Origin of the sequence: Vulcanisaeta sp. JCM 16159 (assembly GCF_001316265.1) — an archaeon.
GTDB lineage: Archaea > Thermoproteota > Thermoprotei > Thermoproteales > Thermocladiaceae > Vulcanisaeta.
In genome coordinates this window covers 52,553-69,802 of record NZ_BBDN01000008.1, presented here as the reverse complement: position 1 = coordinate 69,802, position 17,250 = coordinate 52,553, and the positions used below count along the sequence as shown (strand labels likewise).

General features: G+C 41.2%; 25 protein-coding genes and 1 pseudogene. 16 read left to right on the top strand and 10 right to left on the bottom strand.

Annotated features, from left to right (window positions below):
• Positions 1-51 precede the first annotated feature (51 nt).
• The 6 genes from JCM16159_RS08745 to JCM16159_RS16485 all read right to left on the bottom strand — a co-directional run bounded on the left by JCM16159_RS08745 (position 52) and on the right by JCM16159_RS16485 (position 2,822).
• Positions 52-438 (bottom strand): hypothetical protein, encoded by a 387-nt coding sequence (locus JCM16159_RS08745; protein WP_054857569.1) that lies wholly within the window; start codon positions 436-438, stop codon positions 52-54.
• A gap of 114 nt (positions 439-552) precedes the next feature.
• On the bottom strand, positions 553-1,050 hold the full coding sequence (locus tag JCM16159_RS08740) for a hypothetical protein (RefSeq protein WP_054857568.1): 498 nt from the start codon (positions 1,048-1,050) through the stop codon (positions 553-555).
• Positions 1,017-1,421, bottom strand: coding sequence for a nucleotidyltransferase domain-containing protein (locus JCM16159_RS08735; RefSeq protein WP_054857567.1), 405 nt, complete (start codon positions 1,419-1,421; stop codon positions 1,017-1,019). Before JCM16159_RS08735 ends, JCM16159_RS08740 begins: the two co-directional genes overlap by 34 nt.
• A gap of 46 nt (positions 1,422-1,467) precedes the next feature.
• Positions 1,468-1,911 (bottom strand): hypothetical protein, encoded by a 444-nt coding sequence (locus JCM16159_RS16495; protein ID WP_243666452.1) that lies wholly within the window; start codon positions 1,909-1,911, stop codon positions 1,468-1,470.
• Between the two features lie 29 nt (positions 1,912-1,940).
• Positions 1,941-2,294, bottom strand: a complete 354-nt coding sequence (locus tag JCM16159_RS16490; protein WP_243666451.1) for a hypothetical protein — start codon at positions 2,292-2,294, stop codon at positions 1,941-1,943.
• A gap of 69 nt (positions 2,295-2,363) precedes the next feature.
• On the bottom strand, positions 2,364-2,822 hold the full coding sequence (locus JCM16159_RS16485) for a hypothetical protein (RefSeq protein WP_243666450.1): 459 nt from the start codon (positions 2,820-2,822) through the stop codon (positions 2,364-2,366).
• Between the two features lie 144 nt (positions 2,823-2,966).
• Between JCM16159_RS16485 and JCM16159_RS08725 the strand changes: the two genes are divergently transcribed.
• The 10 genes and pseudogenes from JCM16159_RS08725 (at position 2,967) to JCM16159_RS16465 (ending at position 9,971) form a co-directional block, all read left to right on the top strand.
• Positions 2,967-3,812: a nucleotidyltransferase family protein gene (locus JCM16159_RS08725; protein WP_243666449.1), complete on the top strand. Its 846-nt coding sequence runs from the start codon at positions 2,967-2,969 to the stop codon at positions 3,810-3,812.
• Positions 3,707-4,081 carry an NDP-sugar synthase gene (locus tag JCM16159_RS16480; RefSeq protein WP_243666448.1) on the top strand — a complete coding sequence of 125 codons (375 nt, stop codon included), beginning with the start codon at positions 3,707-3,709 and terminating at the stop codon, positions 4,079-4,081. The genes JCM16159_RS08725 and JCM16159_RS16480 overlap by 106 nt, the downstream gene beginning before the upstream one ends.
• A gap of 37 nt (positions 4,082-4,118) precedes the next feature.
• Positions 4,119-4,595, top strand: a complete 477-nt coding sequence (locus JCM16159_RS08720; protein WP_054857566.1) for a 30S ribosomal protein S13 — start codon at positions 4,119-4,121, stop codon at positions 4,593-4,595.
• A 235-nt stretch (positions 4,596-4,830) separates the two neighbouring features.
• Positions 4,831-5,331 carry a GNAT family N-acetyltransferase gene (locus JCM16159_RS08715; RefSeq protein ID WP_054857565.1) on the top strand — a complete coding sequence of 167 codons (501 nt, stop codon included), beginning with the start codon at positions 4,831-4,833 and terminating at the stop codon, positions 5,329-5,331.
• A gap of 21 nt (positions 5,332-5,352) precedes the next feature.
• Positions 5,353-6,039 (top strand): ribosome biogenesis protein, encoded by a 687-nt coding sequence (locus JCM16159_RS08710; RefSeq protein ID WP_054857564.1) that lies wholly within the window; start codon positions 5,353-5,355, stop codon positions 6,037-6,039.
• Positions 6,040-6,097: 58 nt separating this feature from the next.
• Positions 6,098-7,932, top strand: a pseudogene (gene glmS, locus JCM16159_RS08705) (glutamine--fructose-6-phosphate transaminase (isomerizing)).
• Positions 7,929-9,128 carry a sugar phosphate nucleotidyltransferase gene (locus JCM16159_RS08700; RefSeq protein ID WP_054857563.1) on the top strand — a complete coding sequence of 400 codons (1,200 nt, stop codon included), beginning with the start codon at positions 7,929-7,931 and terminating at the stop codon, positions 9,126-9,128. The pseudogene glmS and the gene JCM16159_RS08700 overlap by 4 nt, the downstream one beginning before the upstream one ends.
• A 6-nt stretch (positions 9,129-9,134) precedes the next feature.
• Positions 9,135-9,341 (top strand): hypothetical protein, encoded by a 207-nt coding sequence (locus JCM16159_RS16475; RefSeq protein WP_243666447.1) that lies wholly within the window; start codon positions 9,135-9,137, stop codon positions 9,339-9,341.
• A 13-nt stretch (positions 9,342-9,354) separates the two neighbouring features.
• Positions 9,355-9,495 (top strand): hypothetical protein, encoded by a 141-nt coding sequence (locus JCM16159_RS16470; RefSeq protein WP_243666446.1) that lies wholly within the window; start codon positions 9,355-9,357, stop codon positions 9,493-9,495.
• Positions 9,496-9,764: 269 nt separating this feature from the next.
• Entirely contained in the window at positions 9,765-9,971 is a 207-nt protein-coding gene (locus JCM16159_RS16465; protein WP_243666445.1) for a hypothetical protein, read from the top strand.
• Between the two features lie 98 nt (positions 9,972-10,069).
• Here JCM16159_RS16465 and JCM16159_RS08690 read toward each other — a convergent pair whose 3' ends face one another.
• Complete coding sequence (locus JCM16159_RS08690) at positions 10,070-11,002, bottom strand: DNA polymerase sliding clamp (RefSeq protein WP_054857562.1); 933 nt, start codon at positions 11,000-11,002, stop codon at positions 10,070-10,072.
• A gap of 118 nt (positions 11,003-11,120) precedes the next feature.
• Between JCM16159_RS08690 and JCM16159_RS19160 the strand changes: the two genes are divergently transcribed.
• Genes JCM16159_RS19160 through JCM16159_RS16455 form a run of 3 tightly spaced genes read left to right on the top strand, consistent with a single transcriptional unit; the run spans position 11,121 to position 12,384 of the window.
• A complete protein-coding gene (locus JCM16159_RS19160) occupies positions 11,121-11,669 on the top strand; it encodes a DUF1743 domain-containing protein (RefSeq protein WP_367834413.1) in 549 nt (182 codons plus the stop codon).
• Positions 11,666-11,845 (top strand): DUF1743 domain-containing protein, encoded by a 180-nt coding sequence (locus tag JCM16159_RS19155; protein WP_367834412.1) that lies wholly within the window; start codon positions 11,666-11,668, stop codon positions 11,843-11,845. The genes JCM16159_RS19160 and JCM16159_RS19155 overlap by 4 nt, the downstream gene beginning before the upstream one ends.
• Entirely contained in the window at positions 11,800-12,384 is a 585-nt protein-coding gene (locus tag JCM16159_RS16455) for a hypothetical protein (protein WP_243666444.1), read from the top strand. Before JCM16159_RS19155 ends, JCM16159_RS16455 begins: the two co-directional genes overlap by 46 nt.
• Positions 12,385-12,556: 172 nt before the next feature.
• On the opposite strand, the gene JCM16159_RS16450 is transcribed toward JCM16159_RS16455, so the two are convergent.
• Entirely contained in the window at positions 12,557-12,730 is a 174-nt protein-coding gene (locus JCM16159_RS16450; RefSeq protein ID WP_243666443.1) for a hypothetical protein, read from the bottom strand.
• 17 nt (positions 12,731-12,747) lie between these two features.
• Positions 12,748-13,320, bottom strand: a complete 573-nt coding sequence (locus JCM16159_RS08680) for a trehalose-phosphatase (protein WP_243666442.1) — start codon at positions 13,318-13,320, stop codon at positions 12,748-12,750.
• Positions 13,321-13,387: 67 nt separating this feature from the next.
• Between JCM16159_RS08680 and JCM16159_RS08675 the strand changes: the two genes are divergently transcribed.
• The 3 genes from JCM16159_RS08675 to JCM16159_RS08665 all read left to right on the top strand — a co-directional run bounded on the left by JCM16159_RS08675 (position 13,388) and on the right by JCM16159_RS08665 (position 16,459).
• Complete coding sequence (locus JCM16159_RS08675; RefSeq protein WP_054857561.1) at positions 13,388-14,581, top strand: aconitase X catalytic domain-containing protein; 1,194 nt, start codon at positions 13,388-13,390, stop codon at positions 14,579-14,581.
• Between the two features lie 6 nt (positions 14,582-14,587).
• The gene (locus JCM16159_RS08670) at positions 14,588-14,923 is read left to right on the top strand and encodes an HAD family acid phosphatase (protein WP_243666441.1); all 336 of its coding nucleotides are present in this window, start codon (positions 14,588-14,590) and stop codon (positions 14,921-14,923) included.
• Between the two features lie 117 nt (positions 14,924-15,040).
• Positions 15,041-16,459, top strand: coding sequence for a glutamine amidotransferase (locus tag JCM16159_RS08665; RefSeq protein ID WP_054857560.1), 1,419 nt, complete (start codon positions 15,041-15,043; stop codon positions 16,457-16,459).
• Here the strand turns inward: JCM16159_RS08665 and JCM16159_RS08660 are convergent.
• On the bottom strand, positions 16,428-17,183 hold the full coding sequence (locus JCM16159_RS08660; RefSeq protein ID WP_054857559.1) for a type II CAAX endopeptidase family protein: 756 nt from the start codon (positions 17,181-17,183) through the stop codon (positions 16,428-16,430). The genes JCM16159_RS08665 and JCM16159_RS08660 overlap by 32 nt on opposite strands.
• Positions 17,184-17,250 lie beyond the last annotated feature (67 nt).

Sequence of the window (17,250 nt, the reverse complement as noted above, 5' to 3'; positions counted from 1 at the left end):
TGCCAAGATACTTTAAAAAAAATATCGCTTGCGAAAAAAAATAAATGCAGGTTAACTTAACCACCAGGGTCTTGTCCAAAGGAATTCCTCAATAATACTTCTTTCCTCTGGGCCGAAGATCTCCAAATCATTGAAGGTCTTTAATTTTACATACTGAGCATCATTTAGGGAACTCCTTAGGTGTCTTAATGATGCCATAGATGCTATATGCCTAATCGCATCGGTAATGTCTGAAAATTTTCTTCTTCTAATCACAAACCAACGTGAACCTCTTATGAATGGACCAATAACGCTCGGTTCATTGATGTACTTCTTAAGAAATCCCTCGGCAGCATCCGAGTTCACGGGAGGCCCCCTATGTATTTCGTATGGGGGAAGCTCCAGTTCATTTAAGGAGATCATTAAAAGTATTACTGATCTATCATCACTCCAAGCCATCGATCTAATAACCTTAAAATCAAGCTTCCTAAGGTTTTTTTGTTAATGATACCATTAACTTCCTGATTTCACCCCATACAATGTCTGGCGATGTGTTACCTGGATAGGGCATTCTCACAACCACGGTTGGTAACACCCAAACGGCTTTGCCACTTTATGTATCTTCATGAAGAACTCTTTCCGTGGATTCCTAAGGAACTCCCGCGATGCTGCTATAGCCATAGACAGCACATCCCTACTTATCGATGCCGCTGCATTGCGGTTTGGGTCAACTGGGTCTATTATTATGACCGGTGACTTAAACTTCCTTACAGCATCCCTCTCATTGTATGTACCTGTCATGTCTATAAACACATGCTTTATTGGCCAATTACTAATGGCCTTTATTACATTAATAAACGAACCATAGTGTATTACCAGTAACTCGCTCACATAACCGCTGAACCCCTGAACCTTAATCTCGGCGCCATAAATACCCACCGACTTAAAGAAGGCCTTAAGTAGTCTCACATCGGTATTTCTTTGGCCAAGCTTACTTTTTATGAATTCAGTATGTAATGGCGTCCTGTCGGCTGCGGTTAATGGTTTCTCACCAGGTTTATGCGTATGCATGGTACCACGTCGATCTCGAAATCATCAATTAAAAATTGAATGTAAGGATGCTGCGCATACTTAATGTTCCAGTTAATGTTATTCTCAACGGCTATGCCTATCAAATCATTGATTATACTACCATCCTTAATCATATTAAAATAATCCCTGGATAAAACAATAAAGATATCGATATCCCTATCCCCCGGTAACCACGTGTCCTTAGCCACAGAACCCTGTATTGTTACATCGAAATTCCTATAATTACGCTTTAATAATTCGCTCGTTAATAATTTAAGTATATCATTTGCTACATTCATTACTTTAACCTTCTCCTCGGGGCTTGGTGTAACGATTTTCGTAGCCTCCAATATGACTTCCTCAATATTCACGGTATAAATTATACTATGAAATGCATTATAAACTCACTCCTATCACCTACCTATTAATGACTGCATTAAGCCTATTCTTAATTTTAAGAAGTAGATCCTTAATTCTATCGAGGAAGTCCTCATCAGCAATAAAGCCACGTAACTCCTCGATTATTTCATCAGCACCCATATCGAGCGGGTTTAAACCGAGGCCTGCCAAGTAAGCAAGTACCTCAAGAGCTAAGTCCTCACTTAAGCCCTCCTCATTAATAACGTCCACCATAAACTTACCAACAACGTATAACTTAAGTGTATTAACGTCAGTATTAAGTACGTGGGCTAAACCTTCATAATCGCCTCTACGGAATTCCTCAATAAATGCGTTAAAGCTGCCGTACCTATCCCTAATTACGTTATCGAAGTACCTACTAACTGCCTTAACGTATTTCGAGTATATCCTAACGGCATCATCAATTTCCTCAACACTGTCTATGGCGCCTCTATAGGACATTACGGCGCCCTCTGTCGTTAGCTCATCAATTAAGCCTCATTTATTAACTCGAGGAATTTATCACCAGCCTCCTCGTAAGTCCTCCAATCACCCTCTTCAATAGCCTTACATAGTAGGTAGAAGGCTGAACATAGATCGCCCTTTATCTTCACGGCACTCCAATACTCTTCGCTCAGACCCTGGACATTACTTAAGGCGTTCCTGCAAATATCGTAATACTGCATGGCCCTTGCTATATCGCCATGGGTAAAATAATAATTGGCCAGGACCTCTGATGAGTCCATCATGCTCAATACCTCGTTGGCCCTTGCCTCCTCAATACCAACAGCCTCCCTGAAATTAATCACAGACGACGCATATAATTTGGATGCATCCTCAATCATGCCCTTCTCGCATCGTGATTGCCCTCATCATGGAGCTCGATGCCTTAACCCTAAGGTCCTCGGCCTTGGCTATCTTAGACATGGCTCCATGAACCGCGCCTTACTAATGTTACCAATACCTTCATAAACGGCTGCAGCCACGCTGAACCTGGTAATTGCCCTGTCGTAGGCAGCTATTGAGTATAGCGCTATTCCAAGGGCCTCATTCACCCTAGCACCTAATTCGTCCTTTATGTCGATGCCTATATTCTCATCGACAGCGATAATGCCTGGCTCTAGATCCATGCTAATTAATAATTGTACCAGGTCTGGAACCCTGTCTAGGTCTATGAACCTAATAACTTTAGTAACACCATTCTTAATACTTTCCTCATCCAAGTCCTTAATAAATGAGTAATCGCTTATGGATAGCGTGCACTCGTTATTACAGGATGCCAGGTCATGAAATGCACTATTTCTAATTAAGTCCTTGGGTACAGTACCTTCAGCAATTGCATGAATATTGATGCCACGGAGTTTGTTACGCATTCACGATCCCAATGACAAGCATCCGGTATATTACCCACATTAAGCACCTTCAAATGTCGGGACCCACCCTAATTAATTTTATTAATCCTAAGCTAAATAATGGCACAATAAAGATTAAAAGATCCAAGAGGGTAGGTACTATATATGAAAAGTTATGATGTGATAATACTAGCTGGCGGATTAGCAACAAGGCTCAGGCCCCTTAGTTATTCACGCCCTAAACCTCTATTGCCTGTGCTTGATAAGGAGATCATCGATTGGATCATGGAGTCAATAACGAAGATACCACTAAATAGAATATTCATATCAATAAGGTACATGGGTGACTTAATAAAGGAGCACATGGAAAGGGTATGGAGTGAGTTTAAGGATAGGCTGATATTTGTGATGGAAAACAAGCCATTAGGTGATGCTGGCCCAATTTCCTTAATTAATGAGAAATATGAGCTTTCAGACACGTTCCTCGTGGTTTACGGAGACATACTCAGCGATATTGATGCAAGGGCCCTTGTAAACTTCCACGAAAAGATGGGCGGGACTGCCACAATAACACTCACAAGAGTTGATGATGTGTCTAGGTATGGAGTCGCCCAACTAGATGAGACAGGCAAGATAATAAACTTCATAGAAAAACCCAAGCAATACGTTGGTTCCAACTTAATAAATGCGGGTTTTTATGTTTTCACGAAAGAGATTACTAGGTTAATACCAAAGAATCCGGAGGGTCAGGTTAAGCTTGCTGTTGATGTTGTTCCAAGGTTACTAAGGATTGGGAAGGTCTATGGGTTTATACATAGTGGTCTTTGGTTTGATATCGGCACACCAGAGGATTATATGAAGGCAAACTTCAGCATCCTAGTTAGTAGGTGTAAGGATGACAATGATTGTGTAAGTACCGACTTACCACAATCAGTTACAATACAGCCCCCAGTCTACTTAGGCCTAACGTCACTATCGGGAGTAATACGGAGATTGGTCCGAACGTTATAATACATAGGAATACCAAGATTGGAAGTACTGCTAAGATAGTTAATTCACTCATCTTTGAGGGGTCCTCATTGTGTGATGGCGTTTACGTATCGGGAAGTATCATTGGGAGTAATACGTACATTGGTAAATGGACTAGGGTTGAGGATGGGTCTGTGATTGGTGATGGCGTTTACATAAAGGACTCAGTGTTCATAGCAAAGAACACGAAGATAGGCCCGTATAGAGAAATAATGGAGTCAATATATAAGGAAGGCGAGATCATCCTATAAACTAAAATTTAAATACCCATAGGTGCATTTAGGCCGAATGTCCCAGGAAGTTAGGCAAATAGTGAGGATTGGCGATACTGATTTAGATGGATTTAAGCCCGTTGCTTACGCCTTAACCAGGATAAGAGGTATTGGAATACCAACGGCATACGCAATATGCAGGTATTTGGGGATAAACCCATCAATTAGGTTAGGTCAACTTGACGATGAGACTATTAGGAAGCTTGATTGGGCCGTGAGGAATTTGCACCAGTTTGCACCTGGTTGGTTCGTAAATAGGCCCAAGGATCCAGAAACGGGGCGAAACATCCATCTACTGGGTGCAGACCTAGTGTTAGCAGCAAAAAGGGATATTGATTTAATGAAAAAACTAAGGAGTTGGAAGGGCATCAGACATAATCTGGGACTTAAGGTTAGGGGCCAGAGGACCAGGACAACGGGTAGGTTAGGCTTAACGGTTGGTGTGGCAAAGGGTAAGACAGCAGCTGGAGGAGGGGGAGGCGGTAGCAAATAAGATGCAATATGATTATGTCATAATATATTAATCTTTAATAACTAATTATAGATGCTTTGATAAATACTCAGTTGCATTATTCACTGTGTATTCTTTTGTATTCAATTCTAATCTATATAATAGTGTACGTATTAAGTTATCATTATTTCTTTGTATATGATACTTCTACTAGGCATGTTTTACACTTGAAGAGAAAGAAATTTAAAAGGACAGACAGTGATTACCATGATCGAGTATGAGTATCGTGAAGTCATTGATTAAACTTGAATTTAGGGAGTTAAGGAGTAGTGATATGAAAATGGTTATTGATTTATATAATTCACTAAGTAGCGATAGCATTTATTATAGGTTCAGGGGTTTCTTTAAGGATTTTGAGAAGTACGTAAAGTCGGTCTTTTCTGATTCACGTAATATAGTCTATGGAGCCTTCCTGGGTAATGAATTGGTTGGCGTCTTAGAAGCTGTTTACATAAGTGATGGTTGTTATGAAATGGCTATTGTGGTTAAAGACGGCTATCAGGGTAGGGGTATTGGTACTAAGCTCGTTGCCTACGCAATCAATGACCTGAAGAGAAGAGGTATTAAGACCTTGATTGCGTACACCACCCCTGATAATTATAGGATTCTAGCCATATCCAGGAAGTTCCATGGAACCATAAAATGCATGCATGATGAATGCACCACAGTCTTTAATCTACAGAGCATGAATATAAATGCTGATCAATTCTTAAATTAAAGACCGTTTAATTACATTACCGTGGAGAAGGTAATATTATTACTCACTGAGGCATCCCTTGAGACAGTACCCAAGGAGTTACTGAGTAATCCAGTGATAATAAGGGACGCGAGAAGAAGAGGGGTAAATCCAAGGTACTTAATCCTTGATAGGGCGAGACATCATAGGTTAATGATTAACCTACCCAACGCTGAAAAGCGTGGAAGGCCGGATATACTTCATCAAGTACTCCTTCTAATTCAAGGTAGCTTACTTACACGTAATAACTTAATTAAGACCTACATACACACAATAAATGGCTTGGTGATTGATGTTGACCCTGAAATACGCCCACCACGTAATTACAATAACTTCATTGGATTAATGAGTCAATTATTTGAATTGGGTAGGGTGCCACCCACTGGTAGGCCATTGATGAGGTTCGTGAACGGAATTAACTATGTATTAAATACCGAATTACCTGACCGTAAAATACTCCTTGATGATGCGAGGGGTAAAGAGATAGGGTTGAAGAACTTTGTTAATTATGTGAAGAACTTTAAAAGACCTTTAATAATGATAGGCACATTTCCTAAGGGTTCATTTGAAGAACGTACTTACGAATTAGCCGATGATATTTTAAAAATTGGGAAGTACGTCATGGATTCATCATCAATATTGTGTAGGTTATTAACGGCACTTGAGATCGAAATGGGACTCATCACCTGAAAAATAAGTAAACATTTATAATTTCATCCCTTTAATAATCGAGAATAAGTGTTAGGTTATGTGTGGTATTATTGGCATTACGTCGTTGCCAAATAACCTTAGGGAACCCATTGGTAAGGTAGTTAGAAGATGCCTTGAGAAACTTGAGTATAGGGGTTATGACTCAGTCGGCATTGCGGTCATTAAGGGTAATTATATAGAGGTTAGGAAAGGTAAGGGTAAGATTGCCGAGGTTAGTGTGAGGTTAAACTTCGACGAGGTTAACGGCACGAGCGCCATTGGCCATACCAGGTGGGCTACCCATGGAAAGCCGAGCGACGAGAATGCGCACCCGCACACGGACTGCTCAGGTAATGTCGCTGTTGTTCATAATGGCATAATCTCGAATTTCCTGGAGCTTAAGGAGGAATTGATTAGAGAGGGTCACGTATTTAAGAGTGAGACGGATACCGAGGTCGTTGCCCATTTAATTGAGGAGTATTTAAGGCTTGGTTACAAACCCTTCGACGCATTTAAGGCTGCATTATCGAGACTAAAGGGTGCCTATGCATTTGTCGTTATAATAGCCCAGGAACCCAATAGGCTTTACTTCGCCAGAAATACCTCACCATTAGTCATCGGTATTGGTAACGGCGCTAATTTCATTGCCAGTGATATACCGGCCTTTCTGGAGTTCACGAATACCGTGATAGTACTTAGGGATGGCGAGTATGGGTATATTGAGCCAGGCAAGGTCTATATTGAAAAAGATGGCGTTCCTATTAATGTTGAGGAGAGGGTTAGGCTCATTAGTTGGACACCTGAGATGGCGAGTAAGGAGGGTTATCCGCACTTCATGCTTAAGGAGATTCATGAACAACCCTTCGCCATAAGTTCAACACTGGCAGGAATTAATGAGGGGGAATTCGACAATGTAATAAACCTTCTTCTAAATTCGAGAAAGGTACTGATAATCGGCGCCGGCACGTCATATCACGCAGGCCTTGTTAGCGATTACCTACTCACGTCAATGCTCGGTCTCGATACACATACAATCATATCCTCTGAGTATAAGAAGTACGTTAATGCTATCAATGATAATGACACTGTAATAGCTATCAGCCAGTCAGGCGAGACTATAGATACCTTGGTTGCCGTGAGGGCGTTTAAAGAGAGGGGTGCTAAGGTCGTTGCCGTATCGAATGTCATCGATAGTGCAATACCTAGGGAGTCGAACTACGTGCTTTACACGAGGGCGGGTCCCGAAATTGGCGTTGCCGCCACTAAGACCTTCACCACACAATTGGTTATTCTTACAATACTTGCCTTAAGGCTGGTATTGCCATGGGTAAGCTGGGCCAAGGTGAGTATAGGAATCTCATGGACTCCCTCAATAAGGTACCGGGAATCCTTCAAAACGTTATAACTAGGACCGAGGGCAGGATTAAGGCGTTGAGTGAGTATATGAAGAGCAGAAACAATGCGTATTACCTGGGTAGGGGTATTGGCGTCCCACTAAGTATGGAGGGAGCCCTAAAGCTGAAGGAGATAGCGTATATACATGCTGAGGCATACCCAGCAGGTGAGAGTAAGCATGGGCCAATAGCGCTTGTTGAGGAGGGTTATCCTGTCGTATTCTCAATACTTGATGATGATAATGTGGATGCACTACTCGGCAATATTATGGAAATGAAGGCTAGGGACGCGTACACCATAGGTTTTGTCCCTGAGAAATACGTTGGTAAGTTTAGGGAATTACTGAACGTGACGTTTGAGCTGCCTAACATCGACTATAGGATTGCGCCAATAATATACGTAGTGCCGATGCAATTACTCGCTTACTACACAGCAGTTGCACGTGGTTACGACCCAGATAAACCGAGGAATTTGGCGAAGACGGTGACCGTGGAATGAACAGCGTATTGAATTACAGGGAGGTTCTCGGAGTAGTACTTAGTGGTGGTAGAGGCACTAACATGGAGCCATTAACGCCCTATCTCGATAAGCCACTCATTAGGTTACTAGGTAAACCGCTCATTTATTATCCAACGAGTAACCTGGTTCACCTGGGTTTAAGGACCATTTACATTATTTCTAGGAACCCAACTAAGGTGGGTAACGAGGTTGGTCGATACTTCAATAATGTTTCGATAGAAAATGTTGGACAGAGAGGTGATGATATCGATAGTGCATTAAAAATGATTAATGAAATTTCTGGTAAGGGCACGACAATAATATCATTTGGTGACGTTATACTGCCCCGGGAAGCCTATGAACTAGCATTGAATAGCCACGTGAACTCAGGCAAGTCAGTAACCATATTAATGACCCCATTATCAGACTTGCAGGGTTACTTTGAGGTTCAGGTGAACGACGTAGTAGCGATAAACAAGGTGAACGAGCATAAATCAGGCTATGCATGGACTGGGATATTAATTGCTGAAAGGGAGTTCCTAGCCTCATTACAGGAATTTAACGGAAGTATAAACAACACCTTAAGGCGGTTCAGGGGTAATATCAACGTAGCCCTTTGGAGCGGATGGTTTGTTGACGTTAGTTATCCCTGGGACTTACTAAGCGCCATAAAGTACTTGATGAGCGATTTAAGGGAGGCTAGGATCAGCAAGGATGCTGATGTCTCGTCTAGGGCTGTCATAGAAGGGCCTGTGATAGTCGATGAAGGCGCCAGGATAGATCACGGCGCAATAATTAGGGGGCCCGTGTACATCGGTAGGAATGCGTACGTCGGTAATAATGCATTGATTAGGAACAACACATCACTTGAGGAGGAGTCGGTGATAGGTGCTGATGCTGAAATAACGGAGTCACTCATTGGGTATAGGGCTACCGTGGGTAGGGGCTCATTCATAGGTAGTTCAATAATCGGTGATGAAAGCACCATAGAACCTGGCGTTGTAACACTAAATGTATTACCAAGTGGTGTCGAGGTATCGCACCTATCACCAGTCATTGTTAAGGGTAAGCAAATAGCCAAGTTGGGCGCCGTTGTGGGACCCAAGGCCAGGGTTGGCGCTAATTCCGTGGTTTATCCAGGATCGATAATAAGCCATAATAAGTATGTTCCACCATTATCAGTATTAAGGCAATGAACAAAAATGTACGTAGCGATATTCACATCTAGGCAGGACTATACCCTAGAGCTAGGAACGGGTATTTACTTAAGGCCTAGGTGTGACTATGCATTATGGTTCTGGAACACGTATGAATTAATTAATAGGGAGATGGAGTATTGCAGTGATTATGAATTAATGATTAGGTACCTGGATACTTATAGAAGGTTACGGTGGGAAAAAAAGCGTTAAGACGATTGCGAATTTGAAGAGCGATCTCACGAAGATAAGGGCTGAGCTGAGAAGGGGATGCTTTGATGAATTGATATGCCTAGCGAATAGGATATATGAGTATAATAGGGCGGTGAATATGTTGTATGGTTATTATAGCGGATTCATGAATTAAGCCCCGAGGATCTCTCCAAATTATCCATAGCCCTTAACAGGTATAATATGCCCTTAATGAGCCTTAGAGTGTTTAATGAGTTAATACGTTCATCAAATGATGAACTGAAATACTTAACCTTTCTATCATTGTTAAATCCAGTAATGTGGCCATCGCATATAACTATGGATACGAAGATCATACCATATCTAAATTGGATTCTCATATATATTAATGGCCACTTCGTGATCCTTATAATAAGCTTAAATCGCGCATATGCAATCAGTGACTTGAATATTAATATTAATGGCGGTAGAGTGGCTCTTGGTAATGACTATGAAATTAAGTCAATAATGTCGACACACATAGTGACTAGAATCGAGTCCCTAGATGGCCATGGGTTATTATTCATAGGTAATTGGAGCGATGAAGCCGTTGATTTAAACCTTGATTTTAGGCCAAGGGAGGGTTCCATCAAGGCTTATCACTTGATGTAAATCTTTCCCAATTAATACCAACGATCGTACCTCCACATGATTACGTATCGATTAAATACAGCGTATGAGAATGGGATTACTAAGTAAGTTTGAGGTAATTACGCCATCCTAGGTGCTAGGTAAAACTGAATGGATCCTATTGCAAAATCTATCGTTAGTTTTAATGGCTTATTATTATCAAACTCTATTGTTACAGTCTCACTTATCTGCTTCATCGGCCTTATGAAATCCAGGAGTAGTTCAACGGAGTATACGGCATCATGAGAGCCCTGCACTGAGTATTCGTAAAATACCTCATCACCGCTGGAGTAGGTTGTTTCAATTGACTTACCACCCTCACCCTCAGCCAATATGGAGAAGGAATCCTCCTTTGCAAAAAGCTTCACGGAATCGGAAACCTCACTGGCTGAACTTAATAGGTCAACAAATACGTCCATACCCATCCTAATTCTGACGGGGTACTCAAGCTTAGGCTCAGGAACTTCCTCCTCGGCTATGTTAATTATTGGAAGCCCAAACCTCCTGTAGAAGCCGCCCTCCCTACCCTTCTTTGTGTATATGGTTATGAAGAACCTATTCTTAGCAGTATCAACGCCCAGCTCAACCTTCTCCTTAGCCTTAACCCTCTTCAAAATCTTCTTAACAAGGTCAAAGCTTATCCCAACCTTCAACTCCTTCGTCACTGTATACTCCTCGAGACTTGAACCAGGTATGTTCAGGATTACCAGGGAAACCTTGCTTGGGTCTATGGACTTCATCTTAATACCCTCAGAATCAATAATGAAGTTAGACTCCTGAAGTAGGTTAGCTAATGCGGTGAACACGTACCTAAACTCCTTACCCTTTGGGAACATTATCCTATAATACTCCTCACTCTCAACAACACCGCCTGCACCACCCTCCTCAGCACCCTCCTCACCTTCACTAACCTCCTCTATTTCCTCCGTAGTTTCTTCCGTCTCAACACCCTCAACCCCCTCTTCCTCACTCTCCTCACGTTCCTCCCTCTCAGACTCCTCATTCTCAACCATAATTAAATTGGTATTAATGTAATTGTATTTAAAAGGCTTTTATCGCCTAAATTAAGGTAATTTTAGCTCAGGCATTGATGGAAAGGAATTACTATCTCTCTAGGTTCTATCTGTATAAATGCCGTATTTGATGATTGGTATTGATGACACGGATTGGGAGGGTGGTGGATGCACCACGTATGTCATGTACTCATTCGTTAAATACCTAATTAAGGATGGACTAATTAATAACATTGTTGGGTTGCCGCGATTGACCAGGTTAAATCCATATGTGCCATTTAAGACCAGAGGAAATGCATCCCTATCAATAATAATCAATGCCAAATCTGAGAATGATGCTACGGATTATGTTGAGCTAATGAATTCACTGATTGACCAAATGGTTAAGAGAGTTGGTAAGACAAGCCCTGGAATCGCATACGTAATAAGCGATTCAATAAATGTTGATGAACGATTAGCATGGTTTTATAGGAAGAGCGTTAGGGACGTGGTCACGCTGGACCTCGCGCAAAGAGTAGCTAATAAGATAAATGCCAGACTCATGGGTGGTAGGGGCGTCATTGGAGCGCTGGCCTCTCTGGGCTTTGTACCAATCGACGCCACCTATGAATTCATAGCATATAGGCTTGAGGACGAAGAGAGACCGATTATTGACCTAGTGACGTGAAGATTTGGGACCGTGTAACGAACCCCTTTACATTCCTAAATATATATGAGGACCAAGTACTTATTGAACCTCACGGCCCTGACCCAGTCCTCTTTGGCATTAGGGTGATTCACCCCATCATGTACTTGCCATGGGTAATTACCTCGCTAATAAGTATAATGCCGTTGGATGGATAATATACATAACTAACCAGGGAACTGATGAACATAGGTCACACGTAAATGAACCTATCCCATATAGGAATATTGACCTTATGGGTATTATTACGGACATTATGTTTAATGAGAGAGGGCATACCCAGGCTATTTTGGATGAGAAACAAAGGGTAATGGCATATAGGCACTTGGGTATTTCCAGGGAGTTAGCAGATTGTATTGGATGTTTAGTACAGGCGTGGGGTGGTGTTAAGCCTAATGGTAATTCCAGCTTATATATCGAAGGAATGAGGGTTCTCCATGATAGACATATTGAAGTGAAGAATCCTAGATGCCCGGTTTGTGGTGGCCCAATGGAATCCGCAGGCAGGTCAGGCTTACTAAGATGCAAAAGGTGTGGTTTTCAGGATAAACTACCTAGAATACTAATGCCAAGGAATAGGTGGTTTCTGGCAAGCCCCAGAGCCAGTGAGTACAGGCATTTAATGAAGCCCAGTGAGAGGGTTGGTCTTGAGGGTCTTGCACTCTATATGCCTAAACCATTTCTATGGGTTTATTGATTACTATAGAGAAAGGTTTTTAATGCATTTAATTACGGCACTCAAGAAGCCTATGAATGTTGAGAATGTCATTGAATCAAGGATAATTAACTCCCTTAGAATTGACTTGAATGTAGGTATTAATTATGAAGTCAAGTTACGGCGATTAAACAGGTTAATTAGGCTACGGAAGCTAATGAACCTTGGACTTTAAAGTTGACAATAAATAGTTCAAGAAGGTTGGTAGTTCATTCTCATGAACCCACAGCATTACTGGTAGGTTAAGTCCTTCATTGTACTTATGTCTAATGCCAATGGGATACTCAACGACCTTCATTGCGGGGATATCATTCTCCGAATCACCCATATACATTACTGGTCCCTTTATACCATGAGCTCCCGAAGTCTCGCCACAGCATAGCCCTTATCAACCTGAATCCCTGGATATATGTCTATGAATGGATGACCTCTATACCTGATTACCTTAAATCCTAATTCATTCGCAAACCTAATAATTTGTTCAAGGGCTTCCACGTTAATGGCACCCTTAGTTCTCCAATCAATTCCTAATCCACCAATTAAATCACCAACACGCTTAATCTCTAAATAAACACCCCTTAACTCATCGACTTTATTGATAACATTCATTAGAGATTCAAATCTACCTTGCCATCTAGGTAAATCCTCATGAATATAATAATTGCCATCAATCCTCACCTCAAGACCGTTCGTGCAAGACCACGCCCTAGCAAACCCCGTCCTCGGTATTAGAAAGTCACAGTCCTTTGTGCTTATCACGGCTATTGGTATGTACTTACTTATTTCACTTAGTTTTTCATAAATAGGCTCAGGGGGTCTACTCAATTGCCTGGCAACGTTTATTGGCGCTATTGTTCCATCATAGTCAGTAAACAATGCCGAGACATTCCTAAATAGGTTAATTGTATCATTAAGCATTATCGAATTCACGTAATATAATTAATTTAATAAGATTTATTTTTCTTCACAAATTCCAAGGCATTGAATGTATCTTAATAAGTACGAGGAGGCCATGCTTCGTGGTGATTATGGAGATGCCATTGCAAGGGCAATGCAGGTCATAGTTAGGGTTGGTGATGTATTAAAGGCTGATAGACTAATTGAGATAGAAACTGCGCATATTGCCGGTGTCTCCTACCTAACAATAGGTGATCCAGGCCTTGAGTACCTAGAGGATTTGACCAGGTCTAACGCTAAATTTCACGTATTTACGACGGTAAACCCTGTGGGTATTGATATAGCCAATGATTGGGGTATAGAAAAGGAGTTCATTGATAAGCAGTGGAAAATAATAAATGCACTAAGGAGTATGGGCGCTAGTTTATGGCTGACATGCACCCCATATGAATATCTACGTATTAGATCAAGGACTTACCACGCGTGGGCGGAATCGAATGCCGTCGCTTATATAAACGCGGTCCATGATGCATGGACCGAGAAACTACCGGGACCCTTCGTAGTCCTATCGGCGTTGGTTGGTAGGGTTCCAAGGTATGGACTTTACACGCTTAAGGGTAGGGTACCAACGCACGTGGTTAAGGTTAATGGAAAACAGCCAATTAATGACCCATTAATTGCGGGACTTCTGGGTAAGAAAATAGCTGAGGAAATCGGTGATGGAAGGCCATACCTAATGGCCAGGTTTAATAGTAATGCTGTGATTAAACAGTTACTGGCTAGTTATGCCACGTACTCACCCCACGCATTCATGGTAATCGATGAACTCACACCAAATCATAAGGAGTACTTCACTATGATGGATAAACCCGAGAAAATAGACATAGATATCAGCGATATTGTCAAGAATGCAGGAATTAAAAACCATGATTTTGATGCAGTATTCCTTGGATGCCCTCACTATGGCATTGATGAGGTAATGTCGGTAGTTAATTACGTAAGAAACAAAGGAACGAAGAAGGCCAAGAAGCCTGTTTATATAGCTACGACATCCTTCGTAATTAATACATTAAGCCAGGGCATAATTAAGATGCTTGAGGATTCCAATATACACCTGGTATTAACTACATGTCCTGTTGTGTCACCTTTCCTCAAGAGCGTTGGTGCTAATACCGTGGCTACGGAATCCGTTAAGCAAATGTATTACCTACCTAAGATGGTTGGTATTAATTATATAAGTTGTAATGGCATTGAGTGCTTAGATATTGCATTTGATGAGTAGGGGGTGATGGATATAAAGTATGTGTCCTTTGATATAGATGGAGTCCTGGTTAATTCAGAGAATAGATTAAAGTTATGCCTTAAGTCCAACAATGAAGTTGATTGGGATTGCTTTCTCGATTGCAGAAAATTGTTCATGGACAGCCCTAAAACAAGGAACATAAACCTCCTCAAGTTATTAAGGAATAGGGGTTTTGGCATAATAATAGTGACGGGTAGGAGGGAATCAATGAGAAAGTGCACAATAGATCAATTAAGGAGCTTTGGCGTAAATGAATTTGAGGATTTATTCATGAGACCGATGATAATACCGAACCGGACCCGATTTATAAGTCTGGGATGATCAAGAACCTATTGAGGAGGTACGAAATACTTGTGCATTTTGATGATAATGCCGATACCGTATCAACCCTGGTGAACAATGGTATTGATGCTGTAGTAATATCCTAAGTGATTAACCATGAAAAGAATAGGCATATTAAGCGTTAGGGGTGCAATGCCTTATTACGAGGAATTACCATTTAATGTACGTATTAATGAACCAGGCATTATTAAGGACCTCGACTTGCTAATACTACCTCCAGGAACCCTGGTGGAGTCCCAGGTACTACAACGTTATGACTGGATTGAGAGAGAAGTTTGGGAGTATGTTGAGAGGGGTGGTTTTGTCTTGGGTATTTGCTCGGGTACTCAATTGTTGTCGAGAGCCGTGAATCTGAACGTCAGGGGATTACCCGGGTACTCCAAAGGGCTTGGTGTCCTGGACATAGTCTTTGAGCCGTTAATCGTTACAGGGCCTGTGAGGGTTAAGATAATTAATGAGACTTGGGCAACTAGGGGTCTCGTAGGTAGCGAATTAGTGGGTTGGCAGGCCCATACCTATGGCAAGATGAGTATACTATCAAATAATGTCCAGGTTGTTGGAGTATCACATGTACTAAGGCATAATTATAGGAATGTAAGGATTGATGTACCCACATTGATCATATCCCGTAAGTATAACGTGTTTGGCACCATGGTTCACGGAATACTTGGGTCAGGGTCTCCTATAATTAGGAATATATTTCGTGAAATTGGGGTTTACGATAACAAGGAAATTATGAATTACTATAGGGATTACCATGAAAAAGAGTGGATAGGCAAAGGGAGTGTTGTTAATCCTAGAATGAGTACTAAGATAATTACTGTCGCATCGACCTTAACCAGTGAGGGCAAGACCTTAATAACGAGCGCATTGGCATTCTGTCTCAATAAGGCTGGTTATTACGTGGGCATCGCCAAATTGGCTGGCGATATAAGGGACCTACATCCCGGACTTTACATTCTTGATAGACCATTTAAGCCCTGGATGAGTATAAAGCTAAGATGGGGAGGTAGATCACTTGGTTGGGTTAATCTGAGGGATGTGTTAAATACTGTTGAGAGTCTTGGACTGGATGCTTTAATTGTTGAGGGTGTTATGGGGCTTTTAACGGGTTCGTCTAGGAAGTATAAACGTGGTTTTTCATCAACACTTGACTTCATAAGATGGGTAAATACGGACGTTGTATTAATAGCATCAGCGAACCTTGATGGTATTGAGGGTTCATTATTTAGGTTGAAGATGTATATTGATTTGTTAATTAGGTATGGTAGGAAACCTATTATGGTTATCCTCAATAATGCGTATGATGGGGTACATGAGAATAGGGTAATAAGGAAATTTAGTAAGTACGTTAATAAGTTGGGTGTCTCGTTCGTAGTAATTAAATCAGTGAGCACGTTTTCAAAGCCTGAGGAACTAATAGACCTTGAGGACTATAAAGAGGCTGCAATTAAGGTCGCGGATACTTTATGTAGTGTGATTATTAATGAGCTAGGTAAATCACGGTTACTATAGATAAATAGTCATTAATCCAGTGAATAATTATATCAGGCACCACATTTCTTGTGGATACAAATATAATGCTTGAAATGATTCCATAGATAAATATGTAACTAAGGGTGTAAATCAGTGATACTGGGTCGCTAAGGCCGTAAACCGCTAGGTAAATGGGCACATGCGCTATCGTGAAGTATAGGGCATCTATAGTTACCGCGGGTAATGAAGTGATTATGTTGATGGATCCCATCTTCGGTAATAACCTACTAAGCATAAAGCCTCTAAATATGAACTCTTCGCTAACGGCTATTGGAAACAACATGTAAGTCGCTAGGAGAAGACTTATCATTGGAACCCTAGGAATAAATAAGGTAAGGGGAATTAAACCGCTGATTAAAAACCAAACAAGTGCTAAAACAATGATAATCGGTACTGTCAACTTACCGAATAATGGTCTCCAGGATAGACCTAGCTCATTAAGTAATTCATGAATTCTTTGTCGATTAAGTACTAGAAGTATTGCAACAATTATATATAGGTATGGGGCTAGGTCTCCGAGGAGGTATATTAATAGAATACTCACCGGATTACTCATGGCATTACTCAGCGTCTGCGCTATTGATGACCCAATGTTGTAATAAGTATTAGTTAATATATATGGTTCATAGGTAATGAACACAGGGACCACTATTGTGACTAAGAGTATTGTTGGCCAAATGATATCACCCAAGTACCTACCCATTGTCTGCCTGCTTAATACGACCTACTTAATAATTCTACTCACATATAAATGAAACCATAGTACCTAA

What these genes read in the sequence shown, in the direction of transcription:
- JCM16159_RS08745 (WP_054857569.1), bottom strand. Translation starts at nt 438, where the DNA reads ATGGCTTGGAGTGATGATAGATCAGTAATACTTTTAATGATCTCCTTA.
- JCM16159_RS08740 (WP_054857568.1), bottom strand. Translation starts at nt 1,050, where the DNA reads ATGCATACGCATAAACCTGGTGAGAAACCATTAACCGCAGCCGACAGG.
- JCM16159_RS16495 (WP_243666452.1), bottom strand. Translation starts at nt 1,911, where the DNA reads ATGTCCTATAGAGGCGCCATAGACAGTGTTGAGGAAATTGATGATGCC.
- JCM16159_RS16490 (WP_243666451.1), bottom strand. Translation starts at nt 2,294, where the DNA reads ATGATTGAGGATGCATCCAAATTATATGCGTCGTCTGTGATTAATTTC.
- JCM16159_RS16485 (WP_243666450.1), bottom strand. Translation starts at nt 2,822, where the DNA reads ATGCGTAACAAACTCCGTGGCATCAATATTCATGCAATTGCTGAAGGT.
- JCM16159_RS08725 (WP_243666449.1), top strand. Translation starts at nt 2,967, where the DNA reads ATGAAAAGTTATGATGTGATAATACTAGCTGGCGGATTAGCAACAAGG.
- JCM16159_RS08720 (WP_054857566.1), top strand. Translation starts at nt 4,119, where the DNA reads ATGTCCCAGGAAGTTAGGCAAATAGTGAGGATTGGCGATACTGATTTA.
- JCM16159_RS08715 (WP_054857565.1), top strand. Translation starts at nt 4,831, where the DNA reads ATGAGTATCGTGAAGTCATTGATTAAACTTGAATTTAGGGAGTTAAGG.
- JCM16159_RS08700 (WP_054857563.1), top strand. Translation starts at nt 7,929, where the DNA reads ATGAACAGCGTATTGAATTACAGGGAGGTTCTCGGAGTAGTACTTAGT.
- JCM16159_RS16475 (WP_243666447.1), top strand. Translation starts at nt 9,135, where the DNA reads ATGTACGTAGCGATATTCACATCTAGGCAGGACTATACCCTAGAGCTA.
- JCM16159_RS08690 (WP_054857562.1), bottom strand. Translation starts at nt 11,002, where the DNA reads ATGGTTGAGAATGAGGAGTCTGAGAGGGAGGAACGTGAGGAGAGTGAG.
- JCM16159_RS19160 (WP_367834413.1), top strand. Translation starts at nt 11,121, where the DNA reads ATGCCGTATTTGATGATTGGTATTGATGACACGGATTGGGAGGGTGGT.
- JCM16159_RS16455 (WP_243666444.1), top strand. Translation starts at nt 11,800, where the DNA reads ATGGGTAATTACCTCGCTAATAAGTATAATGCCGTTGGATGGATAATA.
- JCM16159_RS16450 (WP_243666443.1), bottom strand. Translation starts at nt 12,730, where the DNA reads ATGGGTGATTCGGAGAATGATATCCCCGCAATGAAGGTCGTTGAGTAT.
- JCM16159_RS08680 (WP_243666442.1), bottom strand. Translation starts at nt 13,320, where the DNA reads ATGCTTAATGATACAATTAACCTATTTAGGAATGTCTCGGCATTGTTT.
- JCM16159_RS08675 (WP_054857561.1), top strand. Translation starts at nt 13,388, where the DNA reads ATGTATCTTAATAAGTACGAGGAGGCCATGCTTCGTGGTGATTATGGA.
- JCM16159_RS08670 (WP_243666441.1), top strand. Translation starts at nt 14,588, where the DNA reads ATGGATATAAAGTATGTGTCCTTTGATATAGATGGAGTCCTGGTTAAT.
- JCM16159_RS08665 (WP_054857560.1), top strand. Translation starts at nt 15,041, where the DNA reads ATGAAAAGAATAGGCATATTAAGCGTTAGGGGTGCAATGCCTTATTAC.
- JCM16159_RS08660 (WP_054857559.1), bottom strand. Translation starts at nt 17,183, where the DNA reads ATGGGTAGGTACTTGGGTGATATCATTTGGCCAACAATACTCTTAGTC.